Raw genomic sequence first — 16847 nt, 5'->3', positions numbered from 1 at the left:
AGACGCTGACGACGCGGTACGACGGAAATTGTCCGGCAATCGGTTCTATGCCCACAGCGCACGCAGGTTGTAAGCAAGGCCTAGCAGCGCGATCAACAACAGCGCAACGCCGGAGCACAGGCTGATCAACCGGCTGTTGCCCGCTTTGCTCAGGCGCCCGGCGATCATGATCCAGGCCCCCAGTATCAGCAGGTCGATAAGCACCCACAGCAGCGACAGCACTGCCAGGCTGGTCTTCAATGAGTGGCTGACCTGAAGAAACTGCGGAAAAAACGAGACAAAGAAAATGATGTCCTTGGGGTTGCAAATGCCCACCACAAAACCTTGCAGCAAGCCGCCTTGGGTCGCCGGGCTGATCGGCTGGGTCGCCGTCTCGCACACCATCGCCTCGCGCAGGCTGCCGACCGCCAGATAACCGATCACTACACAGCCCAGCAAGCTGAGCAGGCTCAGCAGCCGGGTATCGAGTGCTGCGCTGGCGATGATGATCCAGGCCGCCACGCCGATCAGCACCAGTGAACCCCAATTGCTGCCAAGCGCGGTGGCCATGGCGCGTTTCGGCCCGCTCCGGCTTGCGGTGTTGACCACCAGCGCCACCACCGGCCCTGGGGTTGCGATCAGGAGCGACACGGTAAGGATGTAGCTCAGTAGCAAGGCGGTGTTCACAGTCGGCACCCGGTGAGTTTTATTTATGAAAGGCGCGAATTGTTAAGTCAGGAACCCACGTTGTAAAACGGGTTGGCTTCTGACCTACTATGAGTTCAACTCATCATGGATGTTTGCATGAGCGAACGTATTACCGCGCTCTACGCCCTTCGCGCGTTTGAAATCGCCGCCCGACACGGCTCGTTCAGCAAAGCCGCGCAAGAACTGTCAGTGACCCAGAGCGCAGTCAGCCATCACGTCAAGAACCTTGAATCGTTGTTCGACTGCGAGCTGTTCGAGCGCCACGGCCCACGCCTGCGCCTCACCGAGCAGGGGCGCCTGTTGGCCAACGAATTGAAGGCCGGCTTCAAAATCATCGAAAACGCCTGTGCGCTGCTCAAAAGCGGCCGCGATATTGTCCGCCTCAAAGCCCCGTCCACCCTGACCATCCGTTGGTTGCTCAGGGTTCTTGATCGTTTCCGAAAGGCCGGCCAGCACAGCGAAGTGCAGCTCTCCAGTGTCTGGATGGACATCGACAGCGTTGACCTTTACGCCGAACCCTACGACTGCGCGATCCTGCTCGGCGCCGGGCTCTTTGGCGCCGACATCGAAAGCTGCAAGCTGTTTGATGAGTGGCTGGTGCCGGTCTGCCGGCCCGACTATTTGCCTGCCGAAGGCGTCGAGCTGGCACAACTGAACAGCGTCGAACTGCTGCACCCGTCTGCCGACCGGCGTGACTGGCGGCGCTGGCTGAGCCGGGTCGGAGCCCAGGATCTGGTGAGTGTGGAGCGCGGTCAGCTGTTCGACACCCTGGATCAAGGCATCAGCGCCGCCACCCAGGGACTGGGCATTTCGGTGGTGGACCTGCTGCTCGCCGGTCAGGAAATTGCCGATGGCCGACTGCACCTGCCACTGCGCCAGGTCGTGGCTACCGGCGATGCTTACTATCTGGTGTGGCTGAAGACCAGCCCCAAGGCGCGGCAGATGCGTGAGTTGCGCGATTATCTGCTGGGCGAGGCGCCGGTGATTGCCCAAGAGTTCGAAGAGTTTTTGCAGTATCTGAAGTGAAGGTATTCAGGCTTTGATATCGACATGATGCCCCCGAGGCTCCTCAGTGGCTTCACACCTTTGGGCATGGCGTTCAACCTGATACGCCCAGGTATCCATGAAATTGCCAATGCTGTGCACATGGCGTTCAGAGCAAGGCTGGAACGCTTAATGACACTATTGAGATAAAACGCACGGCTTGCCTCGTCAAAACTGTCCTTAAGATCGCAAGCCTCCTTGTCCCCGGAAGCGGTCGAGCGCCAAGGCGTGGGGGTGTATTCATAAAAGCTTGATGATCTATCAGCTTTTACGGTTAAGGCTTCTGAACAGTTACAAGTTTGTGACTGAACATCGACGTTCAAAAACGTTCTGCCGGGCCAGGCATTGACCATCGAGTAGTGGGGCGCAGCAACTTCTTTTTTGGAGGGTTCCTGCACCGTGGTGTCTTGGGCGGCCCGGTGCATTGCATCAAGCATGTTCGGAGCGGGGTTTACGGCAGGGCTAATTTCCATGGCAGTTTATTCATTGGGTGAATGCCCTGAGTAACGGCAGGGATCATGAGAACTTGTCCTGATAAAGGTGTCGGAGATTTCCGATGATTTTAGTGTTGTGAGGTGTGTCGAATTCTGATGGTCTTGTCGTGGTCTGATTGAGCTGTAGGAATTTTCAGCTTGTATGTTTTTGACTTGAACGGTGTCCCGAATATCGATTAGGTCCTCAATGGGTACGATAAATATCGTGCTTTAATCGATTGAGGATTGAATGATGAACTATCTAAAAAAAGAAATGATTGCGGTCATTATGTTGTCGGGTTTTATATGCTCTGCTCACACCACCTGTGCAGTCGCTGAAGGTCTGGCTCCAGAGCCTCTTGCTCAGACCGCAACCGGGCAAATCGACAATGGGGGTACTGGCGAGTCTTCCCAACCTCGCTTCACTGTTTTGCCTGACAAAATCAGTTCGATCTCTGACCATTTGAGCAAGCAAAACCCGGTTCATTACTACGGGTTCGTTGCCCTTCGCGGGCAGGATATCCTGCTATCCACGCCTGGTAACGCGATGCCGTACAAGAACCCATGGAAAATCGAGTACCGAGAAAATGACGAATGGAAACAGCTGACCTCGGAAGAGGTCGTTTTTTCAGGGCTGCAACCGGGTCACGAGATGATTGTCAGGGTCTCACCTGCGGTTCCTGGCGAGGTTCCTGCTGGTAGTTACAACCTCGCATTTGGATCGTTGCCTGTTCTGAAGTATGACCTGCATGACGAGGCAGGTGTTATCAGGATTTCGGGAGGCAGAACAGTACCGGCGTGGCTTGCTACGCAGGCTTATAAACAAGCTCTACTGGATGTTCGCTTCACTGATAGCAAAAACGTGCCGCTTGCAGGGGGTGTTGCCGCATTTTCTCTGGGGTACAAGGAGCATGTGCGGCCGGAAATCAGGTTTTCTCTGATCAGTGATGAGAAGGGGCAGGCATCCAAAATGGTCGAATTGGGACGTTGTACAGGTGGTTATGAAGCCGAGAGTTTTGTTCATAAACAGCAAGGCTTTAACACTTGGAAAAGTCATTATCTTGTGGCTGGATATTCTGCTAGCAATGCATTGCGATCGTCAAAGGCGGAGCAGCCCCATGTGTTCTTTTTAGGGCATATCTGCAGCCAGAAGTTGGTGAAAAGCGTGAGACCAAATAATTGATGATAGTCAACCCTGATCAGGGTGGCCTGATCAGGGGCGCACGCTTCAAGCCTCGATATGCAGGTTTGAAGCGTCGCGTGTTTCAGCGTTGTTATGTACTTGGCGGATCCACTCCTTATGCATTTTTCCTGGTCCTTGCTCCAGGATCTTTGCGTAATCAATCGTGTGCCTGAAGTTATCCAGTGTCAGGCTGTAACGATTGCCAAAAGTATCGGTGTCGTGGTCAAGCAGCGTCATCATGACCTTGGCGTGACGCTGTGCCAGTCCTTTCAAGTTTGCATGGTTGTTGAGGAGATTACCGAGAAAGTCTCGCTCCTGATGCGACAGGGTATTGTCGTAGTCGAGAATCATCAGGTTGGCGCTTTCATCCAGCGTAAAGCCAAACTTTTTTGCAGCCAACTCTGGATGGGTATCGTACAGTTTGTTACGAATATCTGCATAGCATACGTGCATTAAAGCCAGATCTATCATGCTGGCGGCGTGCTGATACCGCAGGTACATCGTCTTGGCGCAGATCGCGCCTTCGCCACTCTCATTCAGCCACGGTTGTTCTTCGTATTGATAGAAACTGTCGGTGGCAGACTTTGGCGACGTGGATTTGTCCACGAGGGCCTGGCTGATTTCATTGGAGCTAGATGGCGTAGGGGGTAGGGGAGGGCGCCAGACCCGTTGCTGCTGGTTCAGGTAATTGGCTGAAGTATCGATACCGTTCAAAGTGATGTCCTCTTGTGGAATGGTCACTTCCGGCATAACGGCCAGGCTCCCGGGAGCCTGACCTGATTATGCAGTAGGACTTTTCCGAAACATCACTCAGCGCGAAGCCGTCCGCAGTTTTTTGCTCGTCTGGGCTACCGGCTTGCCATTACCCAGACGTTTGTTGAGCTCCAGACCGTTGGCCATCAGCATCATCAGGCCCAGGCCGAGCAGGGCGGTGATGATCCGCATCGACCAGGTGTCGCCGGCCAAGGCGTTGGCGGCGTCGGCCAGCGGGGCGAGCAGCACGCCCAGGCAGAAGATCTCCAGCGAGTAACGACCCATCAGGCAGGTCTGCTGCGCCGGCCAGTTGTTCAGCCAGTCGCTGTGGCGTGGCAGCAGTTTGGCGACCACATACACCAGTGCCACAAAGTGCAGCAGGCGTGGCGGTGCCAGGTCGGTTTTGCTGATCGGGTACAGGCCTTCCAGATGCAGGGCGGAGACCAGCGCCGCATGCACTGCTGGCCACTTTTCATTGAAGGTCAGTACGCCGGCGATAATCAGATAGATCGCCGCCAGGATAAACAGTGGTTGCTGGCTCAGCGGGCGCTGCTCAGGTGGCTGCGGACGCTGGTTATACAAGGCCAGGGCGCCACCGAGGACAAACACCAGTTGCCAGGCGACCGGGTTGAAGTACCACACGCCACCGCCCTCGTAGGAGCGCAGGTTCCAGCCGTACAGCGGGACCATCATGTACAGCACTACCGAGGCCGCCACCGCCAGCTCGATACGGCGCAGCATCAGCGGCAGATACAGGGGCAGCGCCAGCAGCAACAGGATGTAGAGCGGTAACGGGTCGGTGAGGTTGGGCTTGAAGCGCAGCAGCAGCTCATCGGCCAAGGCCTGTTGCGGGTTGCCGACAAAATGTTGCAGGCCCATCTGCTGGATCATGTCGCGGGTGTCGACGTAGTTGTTGGCCACGAAGACGATGCCCATCAGCAGGGTGAGCAGGAAGATATGCACCACATACAGCACCCAGGTACGCCGCAGGATGCGGATGCTCGAAACCAGCCAGCCGTCGCGCTGATAGATACGGCCATAAGCAAGGATAGAGGCGTAGCCGGCCAGGAATACGAAGATCTCTGCGGCGTCGCTGAAACCGAAGTTGCGCACCGTCAACTGGGCCAGCGGGTTGTCTGGCACGTGGTCCCAGAAAATGAAAATCAGGGCCAGGCCCCGGAAGAAGTCGATACGAAGATCGCGTCCGTTAGTCATAACGGTGTGCTCTTGGAGAAGTCGGTGAATATGAAGACCGGAGGGCGCCCTCCTTGGTTGCCTCGCGTCAATCAAAAACAGCCGGGCGGCCACGCAGAGTGGCCGGATTCTACGGCAATTGCAAAATTGCGCTATTGCAGAATGTCTCAAAGTGTCGCCATGACGTTGTCGTGGCTGGCCCTGTCGGCGCTGGAGCCGTCAGGTGTTGTCGCTCGGCTCGGCTTCGCGCACCCAGGGTTTGATATGCCGGATCCGCGTGGCCATGGCATACACATCCTCACGGCCTTCCAGGCTGATCCAGCGCAATTGCTCGATCAGATGTTGTTCCTTGGGGTTCAGCGCAACGAACCCCAGTTCATCGGCCTTGCGTATGAAGGTGTTGCGGGGCTCGGCCGGTGTGCTGGCGTTGATGACTTCCTGCAAAGCGCTTTGCAGCATCGACACATAACCAATCAGCATCGACGGGTTGCACAGGACATCGGTCTTGTTCACGTAGCTGTCGAGCAGCCGCAATGAATCGCGGGCTTCGAGCAGGCGGGTGTGGGCATGCTGCGGGAGTTCATAGTGCATTGCGGTGTCGGACATGGCGGATCCTGCTGAGAAAGTGTCGTGCGCCAGGCTCTGCGAGCCTGAATGCGGCTCGCACGTGCGGGATTGCTCAGCAGATCAAGGCAACCGATGTGCCGACACAATCCTGAACGGCTCAGCCATGACGGTTGTCTGGGCGGAGCAGGCGTCAGTGTCACTGAATGCCGGTGTCGTGCCTATCCATCGGCTGGGGGCAGGACTGAAACTGGCTGCACTCGCCGACATTTCTTACAGGTCAGGGTGAACCGTACATGGACATTAGCGATTACTGACTATTCGATCAAGCGAGGCAGCGGGAGTTCGGCGAAAAGTTGATAATCATTTCTGGATAGATTATGTTACTGTATAACATATATTGAAACCTGATCTCCGGAGCTGTCATGAAACCTGGTATCCATCCCGACTATCGTACTGTGCTGTTCCACGACACTGCGGCCGACGTGTTCTACCTGATCGGCTCCACCGTTGAGACCACCCGTACCCAGCAGCACAGCGATGGCCAGACTTACCCTTACGTGGCCCTTGATGTCTCCAGCGCCTCGCACCCGGTGTATACCGGCCAGCAACGCAAGACCACCACTGAAGGCCGTATCGCCGGCTTCAACAAGCGCTTTGCCGGCTTTGGCTCGGCCACCCGTCCGGGCGCTGACACCTGAGCAGCCCCTCATACGATCACCTCTCACTTGCAGCCGTGGCTGCAGTGGCTTGGCCGGGCGGGCAGAATTGACCGCCCGGCATCTTTTTTCCGGCTTTTGCCGCCTGCGACCGCCCGCCCTCTGGACTCCCCTCGGTATTGCTTCTATCTTCGCGGCCTGAAAAATCAGGAGTACCGCGCTTTGAAAAAATCAGTCGCCATCATGTTCGGCGGTCAGTCGAGCGAGCATGAAGTGTCGTTGCAGTCGGCACGCAACGTCATCAACGCCATCGACCGTGGCCGCTACGACCTGACCCTGATTGGCATCGACAAGCAAGGCCGCTGGCTGCGCTTCGATGAAAGCGATTATCTGGTCAACCCAGGTGACCCGGCGCGTATCGCACTGAGCACGGCCGGCCGGCCCTTGGCGTTACTGCCTGGCAGTACCGGCGGGCAATTGCTGGATGTCGAATCCGGCCAGGCCCTGGCGCGCATCGATGTGGTGTTTGCGCTGATTCACGGCGCCTTTGGTGAAGACGGCGCGTTGCAAGGCCTGTTGCGCATGCTGGCGATCCCGTTCGTGGGCCCGGATGTGCTGGGTTCGGCAGCGTGCATGGACAAGGACGTGACCAAGCGGCTGTTGCGCGATGCCGGGATCGACGTCGCGCCGTTCGTGGTTGTGCAACGTGGTGAGAGCATCGGTTTTGCCGAGGTGAGCGCGCAACTGGGCTTGCCGATGTTCATCAAGCCGGCCAGCCAGGGGTCTTCGGTTGGGGTCAGCAAGGTCACCGATGCAGCCGGCTTCCAGGCCGCGCTGGCGCTGGCCTTCGAGTACGATCACAAGGTGCTGATCGAGCAAGGCATGAGCGGCCGTGAAGTGGAATGTGCGGTGCTCGGCAATCGCGAGCCGCAGGCCAGTGTCTGTGGTGAAGTGGTCGCCAACGATGAGTTCTACGCCTACGACACCAAGTACCTCAATGACGGCCAGGCACGCACCGACATTCCTGCGCAACTGAGCGAAGAATTGGCCGGGCGGGTCCGTGAAGTGGCGCTGCGGGCTTACCGGGTACTGGGCTGTGCCGGTCTGTCGCGGGTGGATTTCTTCGTCACCGATCAGGGCGACATTGCGATCAACGAGATCAATACCATCCCGGGTTTCACCTCGATCAGCATGTATCCCAAACTGTGGCAGGCCAGCGGCCTGACCTATGCCGGGCTGATTGACCGTTTGATTGACCTGGCGCTGGAACGGGGTGCAGAGGCTGCTCTGTTGAAACGGGATATCAGCCTGTGAAGGTCATCGACATTGCCGCTGCCCTGTTGGTCGCGGCTGATGGCCGGACGCTGCTGGTGCGCAAGCGCGGCACCCGGGCTTTTATGCAGCCGGGCGGCAAGATCGAAGCCGGTGAGCCAGCGCTACAGGCATTGATGCGCGAGCTGGAAGAAGAGCTGGCCCTGCGGATCGAGCCGGACCAGGCGGTGTTTCTCGGTGAGCTCAGGGCAGCCGCCGCCAACGAGCCGGGTTTTGAGGTGCGCTGCCAGCTGTTTCGCGTGAACTGCGATCATGCCGTGCAGCCTGCGGCAGAAATCGAAGAAGTGCAGTGGGTCGATGCCCGCAGCAGTGCTGCGCTGGAGCTGGCACCGCTGACCCGCGACCAGATCCTGCCGCAGTACTGGCAGACCCTGCCGAGCTGATCAACGTACTGCGCTGACACCATCAAGGGTCGAGAACGAGGTGTCCTTGGCGGTCAGCAAGAAGTCGCGCATGTACGGTGCGTCGAGCATGTCGGTGCGCACGGCGGCGTAAAGGGTCGCAAACAGACCCTTTTCGCCCAGCCGTTTGGCCTTCACATAGCCACGCGAGCTGTACTCATGCAGCGCCCAGTGCGGCAGCCCGCACACGCCACGGCCGCTGGCCACCAGTTGCATCATCATCACGGTCAGTTCCGAAGTGCGCACCTGGGCCGGTTCGACGTCGGCCGGCTCCAGAAAACGGGTGAAGATATCCAGCCGGTCACGTTCCACCGGGTAGGTGATCAATGTCTCGTTGAGCAGGTCGTGCGCCAGGATGTACGGGCGGCTGGCCAGCGCATGCTGATTGGCGACAGCGAGCATGGCTTCATAAGTGAACAGCGGGACGTAAGTCAGGCCTGGCAGCTCCAGCGGGTCGGAGGTTACCACCAGGTCCAGGTCACCACGCGCCAGCGCGGGCAGGGGGGCGAAGGAGAACCCTGACGACAGGTCCAGCTCCACCTCCGGCCAGGCATCGCGGAACTGGTCGATGGTCGGCATCAGCCACTGGAAGCAGCTATGGCATTCGATCGCCATATGCAGGCGGCCCGCCGTGCCGCCGGCCAGACGCGACAGATCCCGCTCGGCGCCGCGCAACTGCGGCAACACCGAGTCGGCCAGTTGTAACAGCCGCAGCCCGGCACTGGTAAAACGCACCGGTTTGGTCTTGCGCACGAACAGGGTCATACCCAGCCGTTCCTCAAGCTCCTTGAACTGATGCGACAACGCCGACTGGGTCAGATGGAGGCGCTCAGCCGCCTCGACCAGGCTGTCGGCTTCGCGCAGGGCATGCAGCGTCTTGAGGTGACGAATCTCCAGCACCGGGGCAAGCTCCATGAAAATAATTTGATTAGAAATTAAAAGGCGTGAGTTTGTCTCATGATCTGCCTGTTGTCGAGGTCAGCTTTTGCTTGAAGCCAGTCGCTTGAGGCTTGCAGATAGCTTTGCCACTCGTCCCGGTTCATCAAACTGTCACGCAAGTGTGGCAGCGCGATCCTGAAAACATCATCAGACTGGCGGCTTACTGGGGTTCTGTTTTTCGGTGTTTCTTCCAATGCGCATTTTTTTCCTTCTGGCCGCCTTGCTCTGCGGCTGGCCGTCTTTTGCTGTCGCAAAATGTGATGTCGACACGCCGGTGCAACTGGCTCAACTCAAGGATGTACGGATCGCTTGGCAGAGCGTCGGCGAACCGACCGATCCGACCCTGCTGTTGGTCATGGGCCTGGGCGGGCAGTTGATTCACTGGCCCGACGAAGTGGTGATTGCCCTGTGTCAGCAGGGTTTTCGGGTGATTCGCTATGACAACCGTGACGTCGGGTTGTCGAACTGGGTCAAGCCGGTATCGGAGGTCAACCTGGCGTTCGAAGTGCTGCGTTTCAAACTCGGTTTGCCGGTGTCGGCGCCTTATTCGCTGAGCGATATGGCCGACGACGCGCTGGGCCTGATGGACCAGTTGAACGTCAGTCGTTTCCATGTGCTGGGCGCGAGCATGGGCGGGATGATTGCCCAGCATCTGGCCGATCAAGCCCCCCAGCGTGTCGAAAGCCTGACTCTGGTGATGAGCAGCTCAGGCGCCGAAGGTCTGCCCATGCCGGATGCCGCCTTGCTTCAACAACTGGCCCGCCGCAGTGCACCCAATCGCGAAGCGGCGCTGCAACAACAGGCCGACTTGCTTGCTGCGCTGGGCAGCCCGCGGGTCAAGGATGATCGTGGGCAACTGCTGCAACAGGCCGCGATCGCCTACGACCGTGCATTCAACCCCGAAGGCGTCAAACGCCAGATCGCCGCCATCCTGGCTGAACCCAGCCGGGTCGAACTGCTCAACCGCCTGCGTGTCCCGACTCTGGTGGTACACGGCACCGCCGACCCGCTGCTACCGGTGATGCACGGCGTCCACCTGGCCGCACACATTCGTGGCAGCCAGTTGAAACTGATCCCTGGCTTCGCCCACCGCTTCCAGGAAGCCTTCAAAGCCCCGCTGCTCGCCGCCGTGCTGCCTTACCTGCGGGCGCAACATGATCAGGGCTGGCATATGGCGAAGCTTTAACAACGCTCTGCCGCCGGCCGTCGAATCGGCTCCCGGCGGGGCGCAACCCGCAGTCCAGACAACTGCACTCATGATTTCTGCACATTACAAGAAGCCTTCGCGAGCAAGCTCGCGCCTCCAAGTGCCCGGATCAGCCCCAAGGGTGTATGGTGAGCCTTTGTCTTCAGACCAAGGCCCACCCCATGAGCACACCCCTGAAAATCGACTTCGTGTCTGACATCTCCTGCCCCTGGTGCATCATCGGCCTGCAAGCACTGGAGCAGGCCCTGGCGCAACTGGGCAGCGAAGTCAGCGCACAGATTCACTTGCAGCCTTATGAGCTGAACCCGACCATGCCTGCCGAAGGTCAGGACATCAAGGAACACATCGCCGAGAAATATGGCTCAAGCCCCGAGCAGATCGAAGCGATCCACACCACCATCCGCGAGCGCGGTGCTGAACTGGGTTTTGATTTTGCCAGCGGCGAGCGCCGCATCTACAACACCTTCGACGCCCATCGACTGCTGCACTGGGCTGAGCAAGAAGGCAAACAGCTGGCGCTGAAACACGCCTTGTTCAAGGCCTACTTCACCGACCTGAAAAACCCTTCAGACCGCGCTACCCTGGCCGATCTGGCGCAACGGGTCGGGCTCGACCGGCTGCGCGCCGAAGAGGTCCTGGCCTCGGGTCAATACGCCGCCGAAGTACGTGAACTCGAACAACTGTGGATCACCCGCGGCGTCAGTTCAGTACCGACCATCATCTTCAACGAGCAGTACGCCGTCTCAGGTGGCCAGCCGGTGGATGTGTTCGTCGGCGCGATCCGCCAGATCATCGCCGCCTGATCTTTATCGGGCAGCCGACCTGCAAGCGAAGACGACGCTGTTCCCTTGCAGCTTGCCACTTGAAGCTTGCCACTGCCTTTACAACCCGTACTTTTTAACCTTGTCGAACAGCGTCGTCTTGGCCATGCCCAGCTCCTGGCTGGCCTGGCTGAGGTTGCCGCCACTGTGCTGCAAGGCTTCGCTGAGCATGTTCCGCTCAAAGGCTTCCACGGCTTCGGCAAAGCTCAGGCGCGGGCTTTCCGCATCGCGGCTGCTGCTGTTTTTGAATGCCGGCAGGCCCAGTGCATAACGTTCGGCGACATTGCGCAGTTCCCGCACATTGCCTGGCCAGTCATGGCTCATCAAACTCGACAACGTCTGGCGGTCAATGGCGCGTGGCTCGCGATCAAAGCGCAGCGCCGACAACTGCAGGAAGTGCTCGAACAGTTGCAGAATATCCTCGCGGCGCTCGCGCAGTGGCGGCAACTCCAGAGTCACCACGTTGAGCCGGTAATACAGGTCGCTGCGAAACTGCCCGGCCCTGCTCGACACATCAAGATCGAACTTGGTGGCGGCGATCACCCGGCAGTCGACCTCGACTGCCTGGTTCGAACCCAGCCGCTCCAGGGTACGTTCCTGCAAGACCCGCAGCAGCTTGATCTGCAACGGGATCGGCATGCTTTCGACTTCATCGAGAAACAGTGTGCCCTTGTGCGCATGCTCGATCTTGCCGATCCGTCGTTTGCCGGCGCCAGTGAAGGCGTTGGCTTCGTGACCGAAAATCTCTGACTCGAACAGGCTCTCGGCCAGGCCACCGCAGTTCAGCGCCACGAATTGATGGTCACGGCGCCGGCTGAAGTCGTGCAGGCAACGGGCGACCAGTTCTTTGCCGGTGCCGGTCTCGCCTTCAATCAGCACGTTGGCAGAGGTATCGGCCACGTTGGCGATCAGCTCGCGCAGGTTATGCATGGCCGGTGAGCGGCCGATGATTTTGCCTTCCAGGCTGTCGCGCTCGGCCAGTTGCCGACGCAACGCCCAGACCTCGCGGGCCAGGCCGCGTTGCTCCAGTGCCCGGCGCGTGACGTCCACCAGCCGTTCGGGAGAGAAGGGCTTTTCCATGAAATCGTAGGCGCCATCGCGCATGGCATTGACCGCCATGGTGATATCGCCATGGCCGGTAATCAGCACCACCGGCAGGCTGGCGTCGATGGCCTTGAGTCGCTCCAGCAGTTCCAGGCCATTGATGCCGGGCAGGCGGATATCGCTGATGACGATACCGGCAAAGTCGCTGCCGACCCGCGCCAGGGCTTCTTCTGCGCTGCCCACGCCTTCGCTGGCAATATCTTCCAGGGCCAGTGCCTGTTGGCAGCCCAGTAGCACATGGGGGTCGTCTTCGACGATCAGCACTGTCAGGTTGTGATTGATGTTCATGGCAGTGCTCTCAGGTAGACGCGTACGGGTCGGGTTGGCCGGCCGGGTGGTCAAGCAGCGGCAGACTGAGGATAAACAGCGCGCCGCCATCGTCGGGGTGTTCGGCGCTCAGGCTGCCGCCGGCAGCGGCGGCCAGGCTGGCCGACAGGGTCAGGCCCAGGCCCAGACCCTGGTCGCCCGGTTTGGTGGTGAAAAACGGCTCGAACAGGTGCCGACGTGCCTCGGGATCGACGCCGGGGCCGTTGTCACGCACGCTCAGCCGATAGCGCTGATCGACCACCTGGCCGACCAGCCACAGTTCGGCTTGCGGCTGCGCCTGCATGGCGTCCACCGCGTTACCGATCAGGTTGACCAGAATCTGCTCCAGGCGGGTCTGGTCGATACCCAGGGTGGCCTCGGCCAGGTCGCGGTGCAGTTTGACCGGGCTGGTTTCCAGGCGTCCGGCCAGCAATTGCAGGGCCGCGTCCACGGCCTTGTCCAGTTGTGCCTGGCCTTTGTCTTCGCCGCGTCGGGCGAAAGCGCGCAGGCTGGCGGTGATACGGCCCATACGGTCGACCAGGTCATTGATGGTGCGCAGGTTGGTGGTTGCGGTGTCCAGGGCGCCACGTTCGAGGAACCGAACGGTGTTGCCCGACAGGGTGCGCAAGGCGGCCAGTGGCTGATTCAGCTCATGGGCAATGCTGGTGGACATCTGGCCGATGGCCGCCAGTTTGCCGGCCTGGACCAGTTCGTCCTGGGCTTTGCGCAGGGTTTCTTCAGCCTGGCGCCGCTCCCGGATCTGCGCCTTGAGGCGTTCATTGCTGGCGCGCAGGTGCTCGGTGCGTTCGGTGATCTTGCGTTCCAGCTCGTCGTTGGCAGCCTCCAGCGCCTCACGGGCGGCCAGCCGGGTGGCGATCACCTTGCGTCGCTCGTTCCAGGCAATCAGCAGGAAGGTCACCAGCGCGCAGGCCACCGCGACCAGCATGCCCTGGTTGGCGGCTTCGCGGCGCAGGTCTTCCAGCGGCGTGAGCAAGGTCAGGTGCCAGGGGGTATCACTCAATGGCCGGGTCTGGGCCAGGTAGCTGACCTGGGTGTGTTCGCGGTCGACACTGGCGTTGGCCGGGAAGGTCAGCTCTTCGACCCCTTCGGTCAGGCTCTGGCGTTCCAGCGGCACCAGCTCATTGAGCGGCCACCAGTAATATTGCAGGCTGCGTGCCAGGCGCTCCTTGATGGTCGGGGTCAGCGGGCGGACCGATTTGAGCCGCCGGGCCGGGTCGCTGGAGAGAATGATGATGCCGTTCTCATCGCTGACGAAGGCTTCCAGGCGGGCGCGTTGCCAGCGTTCTTCAAGGGTTTCCAGGCGTACCTTGACGACGGCCACGCCAATGATCCGGCCTTTGTCTTCCAGGCCGTGGGCCAGGTAATAACCTGACTCGCCAATCGTCGTGCCGATCCCATAGAAGCGTCCGGGCTGGCCGCGCACGGCATCCTGAAAGTAGGCGCGAAACGACAGGTCTTCACCCTGATAGCTGTCGCTGTCGCGCCAGTTGCTGGTGGCCATGACCCGTCCGGTGGTGTCCAGCACATAGATGGCGCGACTGCGGCTGCGGCGGTTCAGGCCTTCCAGGTAACTGTTGACCTGGTTCTGCAATTGCGGGGTGGGTTCGGTAAGCAACTGGCCGACGCTGTCTTCGAGTTCCAGAATGCTGGGCAGATAGGTGTACTTGCTGATCTCGCTCTCAACTGTGCGGGCATGCAGTTCCAGCTGGCGGGCGCCACTTTCGCTGAGGTTCTGGATGCCATGATGCTCACTGACCCGATAGGCGCCATAGCCCATGGCGATGACCAGGATCAGGATCAGCGGCGGCAGAAACAGTTGACGGATCAGACGGGGTTTCACGGCGAGTGATGGCGGAGCAGCGCGATAAAGAGAGGGGTCGCATTTCATCACAGTCGTCCCAACGCGACCAGCTACCCATAAGGGTAGCTGGTCGCTGGCTTTGCTTAGTGTTGCAGGATCTTGGCGAGGAACTGCTGAGTACGCTCGGAGCGTGCGCTCACGTCACCAAAGAACTCTTCCTTGGCGCAGTCTTCAATGATCTGGCCTTTGTCCATGAAGATCACCCGGTCGGCAACCTTGCGGGCAAAGCCCATCTCGTGGGTTACGCACATCATGGTCATGCCTTCGTGGGCCAGTTGCACCATCACGTCGAGCACTTCGTTGACCATTTCCGGGTCCAGCGCCGAGGTCGGCTCGTCGAACAGCATCACGATCGGGTCCATGGCCAACGCCCGGGCAATCGCGACACGCTGTTGCTGGCCGCCGGACAATTGCCCAGGGTGTTTGTTGGCATGTGCCGACAGGCCCACGCGCTCAAGCAGTTGCAGGCCTTTTTGGGTGGCCTCTTCCTTGCTGCGACCCAATACCTTGATCTGTGCGATGGTCAGGTTGTCGACAATCGACAGGTGCGGGAACAGTTCGAAATGCTGGAACACCATGCCGACCCGCGAACGCAGTTTCGGCAGGTTGGTCTTCGGGTCGGCGATGGAGGTGCCATCGACCACGATGTCGCCTTTCTGGAATGGCTCCAGGGCGTTCACGCACTTGATCAGCGTCGATTTGCCTGAACCGGACGGGCCGCAGACCACCACCACCTCGCCCTTTTTGACGTCGGTGCTGCAATCGGTCAGAACCTGGAAATCCCCATACCACTTGTTAACATTTTTGATGGTAATCATACGGCGAACCTTTTTTGCAGACGCTTCACCAGGAACGAGGCGGCGAAGCTGATCGTGAAGTACACAAGACCGGCGAAAACCAGGAACTCATTGGCGCGGCCAATAATGTCGCCATTGGCACGGGCAGCATTGAGGAAGTCCACCAGACCGACGGCGTAGACCAGCGAGGTGTCCTGGAACAGGATGATGCTCTGCTGCAGCAGCAGCGGGGTCATCTTGCGGAACGCCTGCGGCAGGATGATCAGGCGCATCATCTGCCCGTAGGTCATGCCCAGCGCCTTGGCGGCGCCCATCTGACCCTTGGAGATCGACTGCACACCGGCGCGGACGATTTCACAGAAGTAAGCCGCCTCAAACATCATGAATGCGATGACGCAGGAGGTGAACGCACCGATTGGCGTGTCTTCGCCGGTGATCCAGCGCAGCACGAACGGCACCGCCAGGTAGAACCAGGTGATCACCAGCAGCAGCGGGATCGAGCGGAAGTAGTTGACGTAGGCACCGGCGATATTGGCCAGAATCTTGTTCGAGCCCAGCCGCATCAGGGCCAGCACGGTACCCAGGGCGATACCGCCGACGATACCCAGCGCCATCAGTTGCAAGGTCATGACCATGCCGTTCCACAGGCCCGGCAGGGCAGGGATGATTCCACTGAAATCCATCATTTACCCCCTACGGAAATCAGGCCGGGCACCGCTACTTTCTTCTCGATCAGGCGCATTAGCAGCATCAGGCTCATGTTCAGAGTGAAGTAGATCAGGGTCGCCAGGGTGAAGGCTTCGAACAGGTTGGCCGAGAACTCGGCGGTCTGTTTGGTTTGCGCCAGCAGTTCCATCAGGCCGATCAGCGAGGCCACCGAGGAGTTCTTGAACACGTTCAAGAATTCCGAGGTGAGCGGCGGAATGATGATCCGGTAGGCTTGCGGCAGCAGGACGTTCCAGTAGATCTGCGACAGCCTGAAACCCATGGCCCGTGCGGCCGATTCCTGGCCACGCGGCAGTGCTTCGATACCGGTACGCACCTGTTCACAGACCCGCGCGGCGGTGAACAGACCCAGGCAGATCACCACGCTGATGAAGGCCGAGGTGGTGGGGTTGAGGTCTTGCTTGTACCACTCCTGCAGGCCTTCAGGCAGCAGGTCTGGCACCAGGAAGTACCACATGAACAGCTGCACGAGCAGCGGTACATTACGGAAAATTTCCACATAAGCTGTGGCGATGCCCGACAGGAAACGATTGGGCAGCGTACGCATGATCCCCAGCACCGATCCCAGGGTCAGGGCGATGATCCAGGCGACGAGCGCGATACCGATGGTCCAGCCCAGACCGGAAATGAACCAGTCCAGATAGATCTCGTCACCAATGCCCGTGGACTTGAAGAACACACTCCAGTCCCAGTTGTAATTCATCAGGGTCTCCCCCTCTTGTTCGATGTCGATCGAGATGCACGCATGCGTGGTGCTCGAATCCTTTCAGGCGAA

At 59.4% G+C, this 16847-nt stretch carries 18 protein-coding genes; 7 read left to right on the top strand and 11 right to left on the bottom strand.

Going from position 1 to position 16847, the window contains the following annotated elements; all coding sequences use genetic code 11:
• Positions 1-45: 45 nt before the first annotated feature.
• Positions 46-666, bottom strand: coding sequence for a LysE family translocator (locus NJC38_RS20595; RefSeq protein WP_253116912.1), 621 nt, complete (start codon positions 664-666; stop codon positions 46-48).
• A 117-nt stretch (positions 667-783) separates the two neighbouring features.
• On the opposite strand from NJC38_RS20595, the gene NJC38_RS20590 reads away from it, so the two are divergent.
• On the top strand, positions 784-1713 hold the full coding sequence (locus NJC38_RS20590; RefSeq protein ID WP_253116911.1) for a LysR substrate-binding domain-containing protein: 930 nt from the start codon (positions 784-786) through the stop codon (positions 1711-1713).
• Here NJC38_RS20590 and NJC38_RS20585 read toward each other — a convergent pair.
• Positions 1647-2204: a hypothetical protein gene (locus NJC38_RS20585; RefSeq protein WP_253116910.1), complete on the bottom strand. Its 558-nt coding sequence runs from the start codon at positions 2202-2204 to the stop codon at positions 1647-1649. The genes NJC38_RS20590 and NJC38_RS20585 overlap by 67 nt on opposite strands.
• A gap of 253 nt (positions 2205-2457) precedes the next feature.
• Between NJC38_RS20585 and NJC38_RS20580 the strand changes: the two genes are divergently transcribed.
• The gene (locus NJC38_RS20580; RefSeq protein ID WP_231906347.1) at positions 2458-3387 is read left to right on the top strand and encodes a hypothetical protein; all 930 of its coding nucleotides are present in this window, start codon (positions 2458-2460) and stop codon (positions 3385-3387) included.
• A gap of 45 nt (positions 3388-3432) precedes the next feature.
• Here NJC38_RS20580 and NJC38_RS20575 read toward each other — a convergent pair whose 3' ends face one another.
• The 3 genes from NJC38_RS20575 to NJC38_RS20565 form a co-directional block, all read right to left on the bottom strand.
• Complete coding sequence (locus NJC38_RS20575) at positions 3433-4137, bottom strand: hypothetical protein (RefSeq protein ID WP_052483340.1); 705 nt, start codon at positions 4135-4137, stop codon at positions 3433-3435.
• Between the two features lie 60 nt (positions 4138-4197).
• A complete protein-coding gene (locus tag NJC38_RS20570) occupies positions 4198-5355 on the bottom strand; it encodes an OpgC domain-containing protein (RefSeq protein WP_045482475.1) in 1158 nt (385 codons plus the stop codon).
• Between the two features lie 198 nt (positions 5356-5553).
• Positions 5554-5940 carry a hypothetical protein gene (locus tag NJC38_RS20565; protein WP_045482472.1) on the bottom strand — a complete coding sequence of 129 codons (387 nt, stop codon included), beginning with the start codon at positions 5938-5940 and terminating at the stop codon, positions 5554-5556.
• 383 nt (positions 5941-6323) lie between these two features.
• On the opposite strand from NJC38_RS20565, the gene NJC38_RS20560 reads away from it, so the two are divergent.
• From NJC38_RS20560 to NJC38_RS20550, 3 genes are all read left to right on the top strand, one after another.
• Positions 6324-6599 (top strand): type B 50S ribosomal protein L31, encoded by a 276-nt coding sequence (locus NJC38_RS20560; protein ID WP_045482469.1) that lies wholly within the window; start codon positions 6324-6326, stop codon positions 6597-6599.
• 180 nt (positions 6600-6779) lie between these two features.
• Positions 6780-7871 carry a D-alanine--D-alanine ligase gene (gene ddlA, locus NJC38_RS20555; protein ID WP_045482463.1) on the top strand — a complete coding sequence of 364 codons (1092 nt, stop codon included), beginning with the start codon at positions 6780-6782 and terminating at the stop codon, positions 7869-7871.
• Positions 7868-8272: an NUDIX domain-containing protein gene (locus NJC38_RS20550; RefSeq protein ID WP_253116909.1), complete on the top strand. Its 405-nt coding sequence runs from the start codon at positions 7868-7870 to the stop codon at positions 8270-8272. The genes ddlA and NJC38_RS20550 overlap by 4 nt, the downstream gene beginning before the upstream one ends.
• Here NJC38_RS20550 and metR read toward each other — a convergent pair whose 3' ends face one another.
• Positions 8273-9190: a transcriptional regulator MetR gene (gene metR, locus NJC38_RS20545; protein ID WP_045482457.1), complete on the bottom strand. Its 918-nt coding sequence runs from the start codon at positions 9188-9190 to the stop codon at positions 8273-8275.
• 232 nt (positions 9191-9422) lie between these two features.
• On the opposite strand from metR, the gene NJC38_RS20540 reads away from it, so the two are divergent.
• Entirely contained in the window at positions 9423-10415 is a 993-nt protein-coding gene (locus NJC38_RS20540) for an alpha/beta hydrolase (protein ID WP_253116908.1), read from the top strand.
• Positions 10416-10597: 182 nt separating this feature from the next.
• Positions 10598-11239: a DsbA family oxidoreductase gene (locus NJC38_RS20535; RefSeq protein ID WP_253116907.1), complete on the top strand. Its 642-nt coding sequence runs from the start codon at positions 10598-10600 to the stop codon at positions 11237-11239.
• Between the two features lie 78 nt (positions 11240-11317).
• Here the strand turns inward: NJC38_RS20535 and NJC38_RS20530 are convergent, their stop codons facing one another.
• From NJC38_RS20530 to NJC38_RS20510, 5 genes are read right to left on the bottom strand one after another with little or no spacing between them, the layout of a single operon-like run.
• Positions 11318-12649: a sigma-54 dependent transcriptional regulator gene (locus NJC38_RS20530; RefSeq protein ID WP_253116905.1), complete on the bottom strand. Its 1332-nt coding sequence runs from the start codon at positions 12647-12649 to the stop codon at positions 11318-11320.
• A gap of 10 nt (positions 12650-12659) precedes the next feature.
• The gene (locus NJC38_RS20525; RefSeq protein WP_253116903.1) at positions 12660-14576 is read right to left on the bottom strand and encodes an ATP-binding protein; all 1917 of its coding nucleotides are present in this window, start codon (positions 14574-14576) and stop codon (positions 12660-12662) included.
• A 56-nt stretch (positions 14577-14632) separates the two neighbouring features.
• A complete protein-coding gene (locus NJC38_RS20520) occupies positions 14633-15367 on the bottom strand; it encodes an amino acid ABC transporter ATP-binding protein (RefSeq protein ID WP_253116901.1) in 735 nt (244 codons plus the stop codon).
• Positions 15364-16032, bottom strand: coding sequence for an ABC transporter permease subunit (locus NJC38_RS20515; protein WP_253116899.1), 669 nt, complete (start codon positions 16030-16032; stop codon positions 15364-15366). Before NJC38_RS20515 ends, NJC38_RS20520 begins: the two co-directional genes overlap by 4 nt.
• Positions 16029-16775, bottom strand: coding sequence for an amino acid ABC transporter permease (locus NJC38_RS20510; RefSeq protein WP_045482436.1), 747 nt, complete (start codon positions 16773-16775; stop codon positions 16029-16031). The genes NJC38_RS20515 and NJC38_RS20510 overlap by 4 nt, the downstream gene beginning before the upstream one ends.
• Positions 16776-16847 lie beyond the last annotated feature (72 nt).

This window comes from Pseudomonas sp. 21LCFQ010 (assembly GCF_024129905.1).
GTDB lineage: Bacteria > Pseudomonadota > Gammaproteobacteria > Pseudomonadales > Pseudomonadaceae > Aquipseudomonas.
The sequence above is the reverse complement of the archived record's forward strand: the minus strand, read 5'-3'. Positions and strand labels throughout refer to the sequence as shown.

Coding starts and splice junctions, on each gene's coding strand:
- NJC38_RS20580 (WP_231906347.1), top strand. CDS start 2,458: ATGAACTATCTAAAAAAAGAAATGATTGCGGTCATTATGTTGTCGGGT.
- NJC38_RS20540 (WP_253116908.1), top strand. CDS start 9,423: ATGCGCATTTTTTTCCTTCTGGCCGCCTTGCTCTGCGGCTGGCCGTCT.
- NJC38_RS20520 (WP_253116901.1), bottom strand. CDS start 15,367: ATGATTACCATCAAAAATGTTAACAAGTGGTATGGGGATTTCCAGGTT.
- NJC38_RS20565 (WP_045482472.1), bottom strand. CDS start 5,940: ATGTCCGACACCGCAATGCACTATGAACTCCCGCAGCATGCCCACACC.
- NJC38_RS20535 (WP_253116907.1), top strand. CDS start 10,598: ATGAGCACACCCCTGAAAATCGACTTCGTGTCTGACATCTCCTGCCCC.
- NJC38_RS20590 (WP_253116911.1), top strand. CDS start 784: ATGAGCGAACGTATTACCGCGCTCTACGCCCTTCGCGCGTTTGAAATC.
- NJC38_RS20585 (WP_253116910.1), bottom strand. CDS start 2,204: ATGGAAATTAGCCCTGCCGTAAACCCCGCTCCGAACATGCTTGATGCA.
- NJC38_RS20510 (WP_045482436.1), bottom strand. CDS start 16,775: ATGAATTACAACTGGGACTGGAGTGTGTTCTTCAAGTCCACGGGCATT.
- NJC38_RS20515 (WP_253116899.1), bottom strand. CDS start 16,032: ATGATGGATTTCAGTGGAATCATCCCTGCCCTGCCGGGCCTGTGGAAC.
- NJC38_RS20525 (WP_253116903.1), bottom strand. CDS start 14,576: ATGAAATGCGACCCCTCTCTTTATCGCGCTGCTCCGCCATCACTCGCC.
- NJC38_RS20530 (WP_253116905.1), bottom strand. CDS start 12,649: ATGAACATCAATCACAACCTGACAGTGCTGATCGTCGAAGACGACCCC.
- NJC38_RS20570 (WP_045482475.1), bottom strand. CDS start 5,355: ATGACTAACGGACGCGATCTTCGTATCGACTTCTTCCGGGGCCTGGCC.
- NJC38_RS20575 (WP_052483340.1), bottom strand. CDS start 4,137: ATGCCGGAAGTGACCATTCCACAAGAGGACATCACTTTGAACGGTATC.
- NJC38_RS20560 (WP_045482469.1), top strand. CDS start 6,324: ATGAAACCTGGTATCCATCCCGACTATCGTACTGTGCTGTTCCACGAC.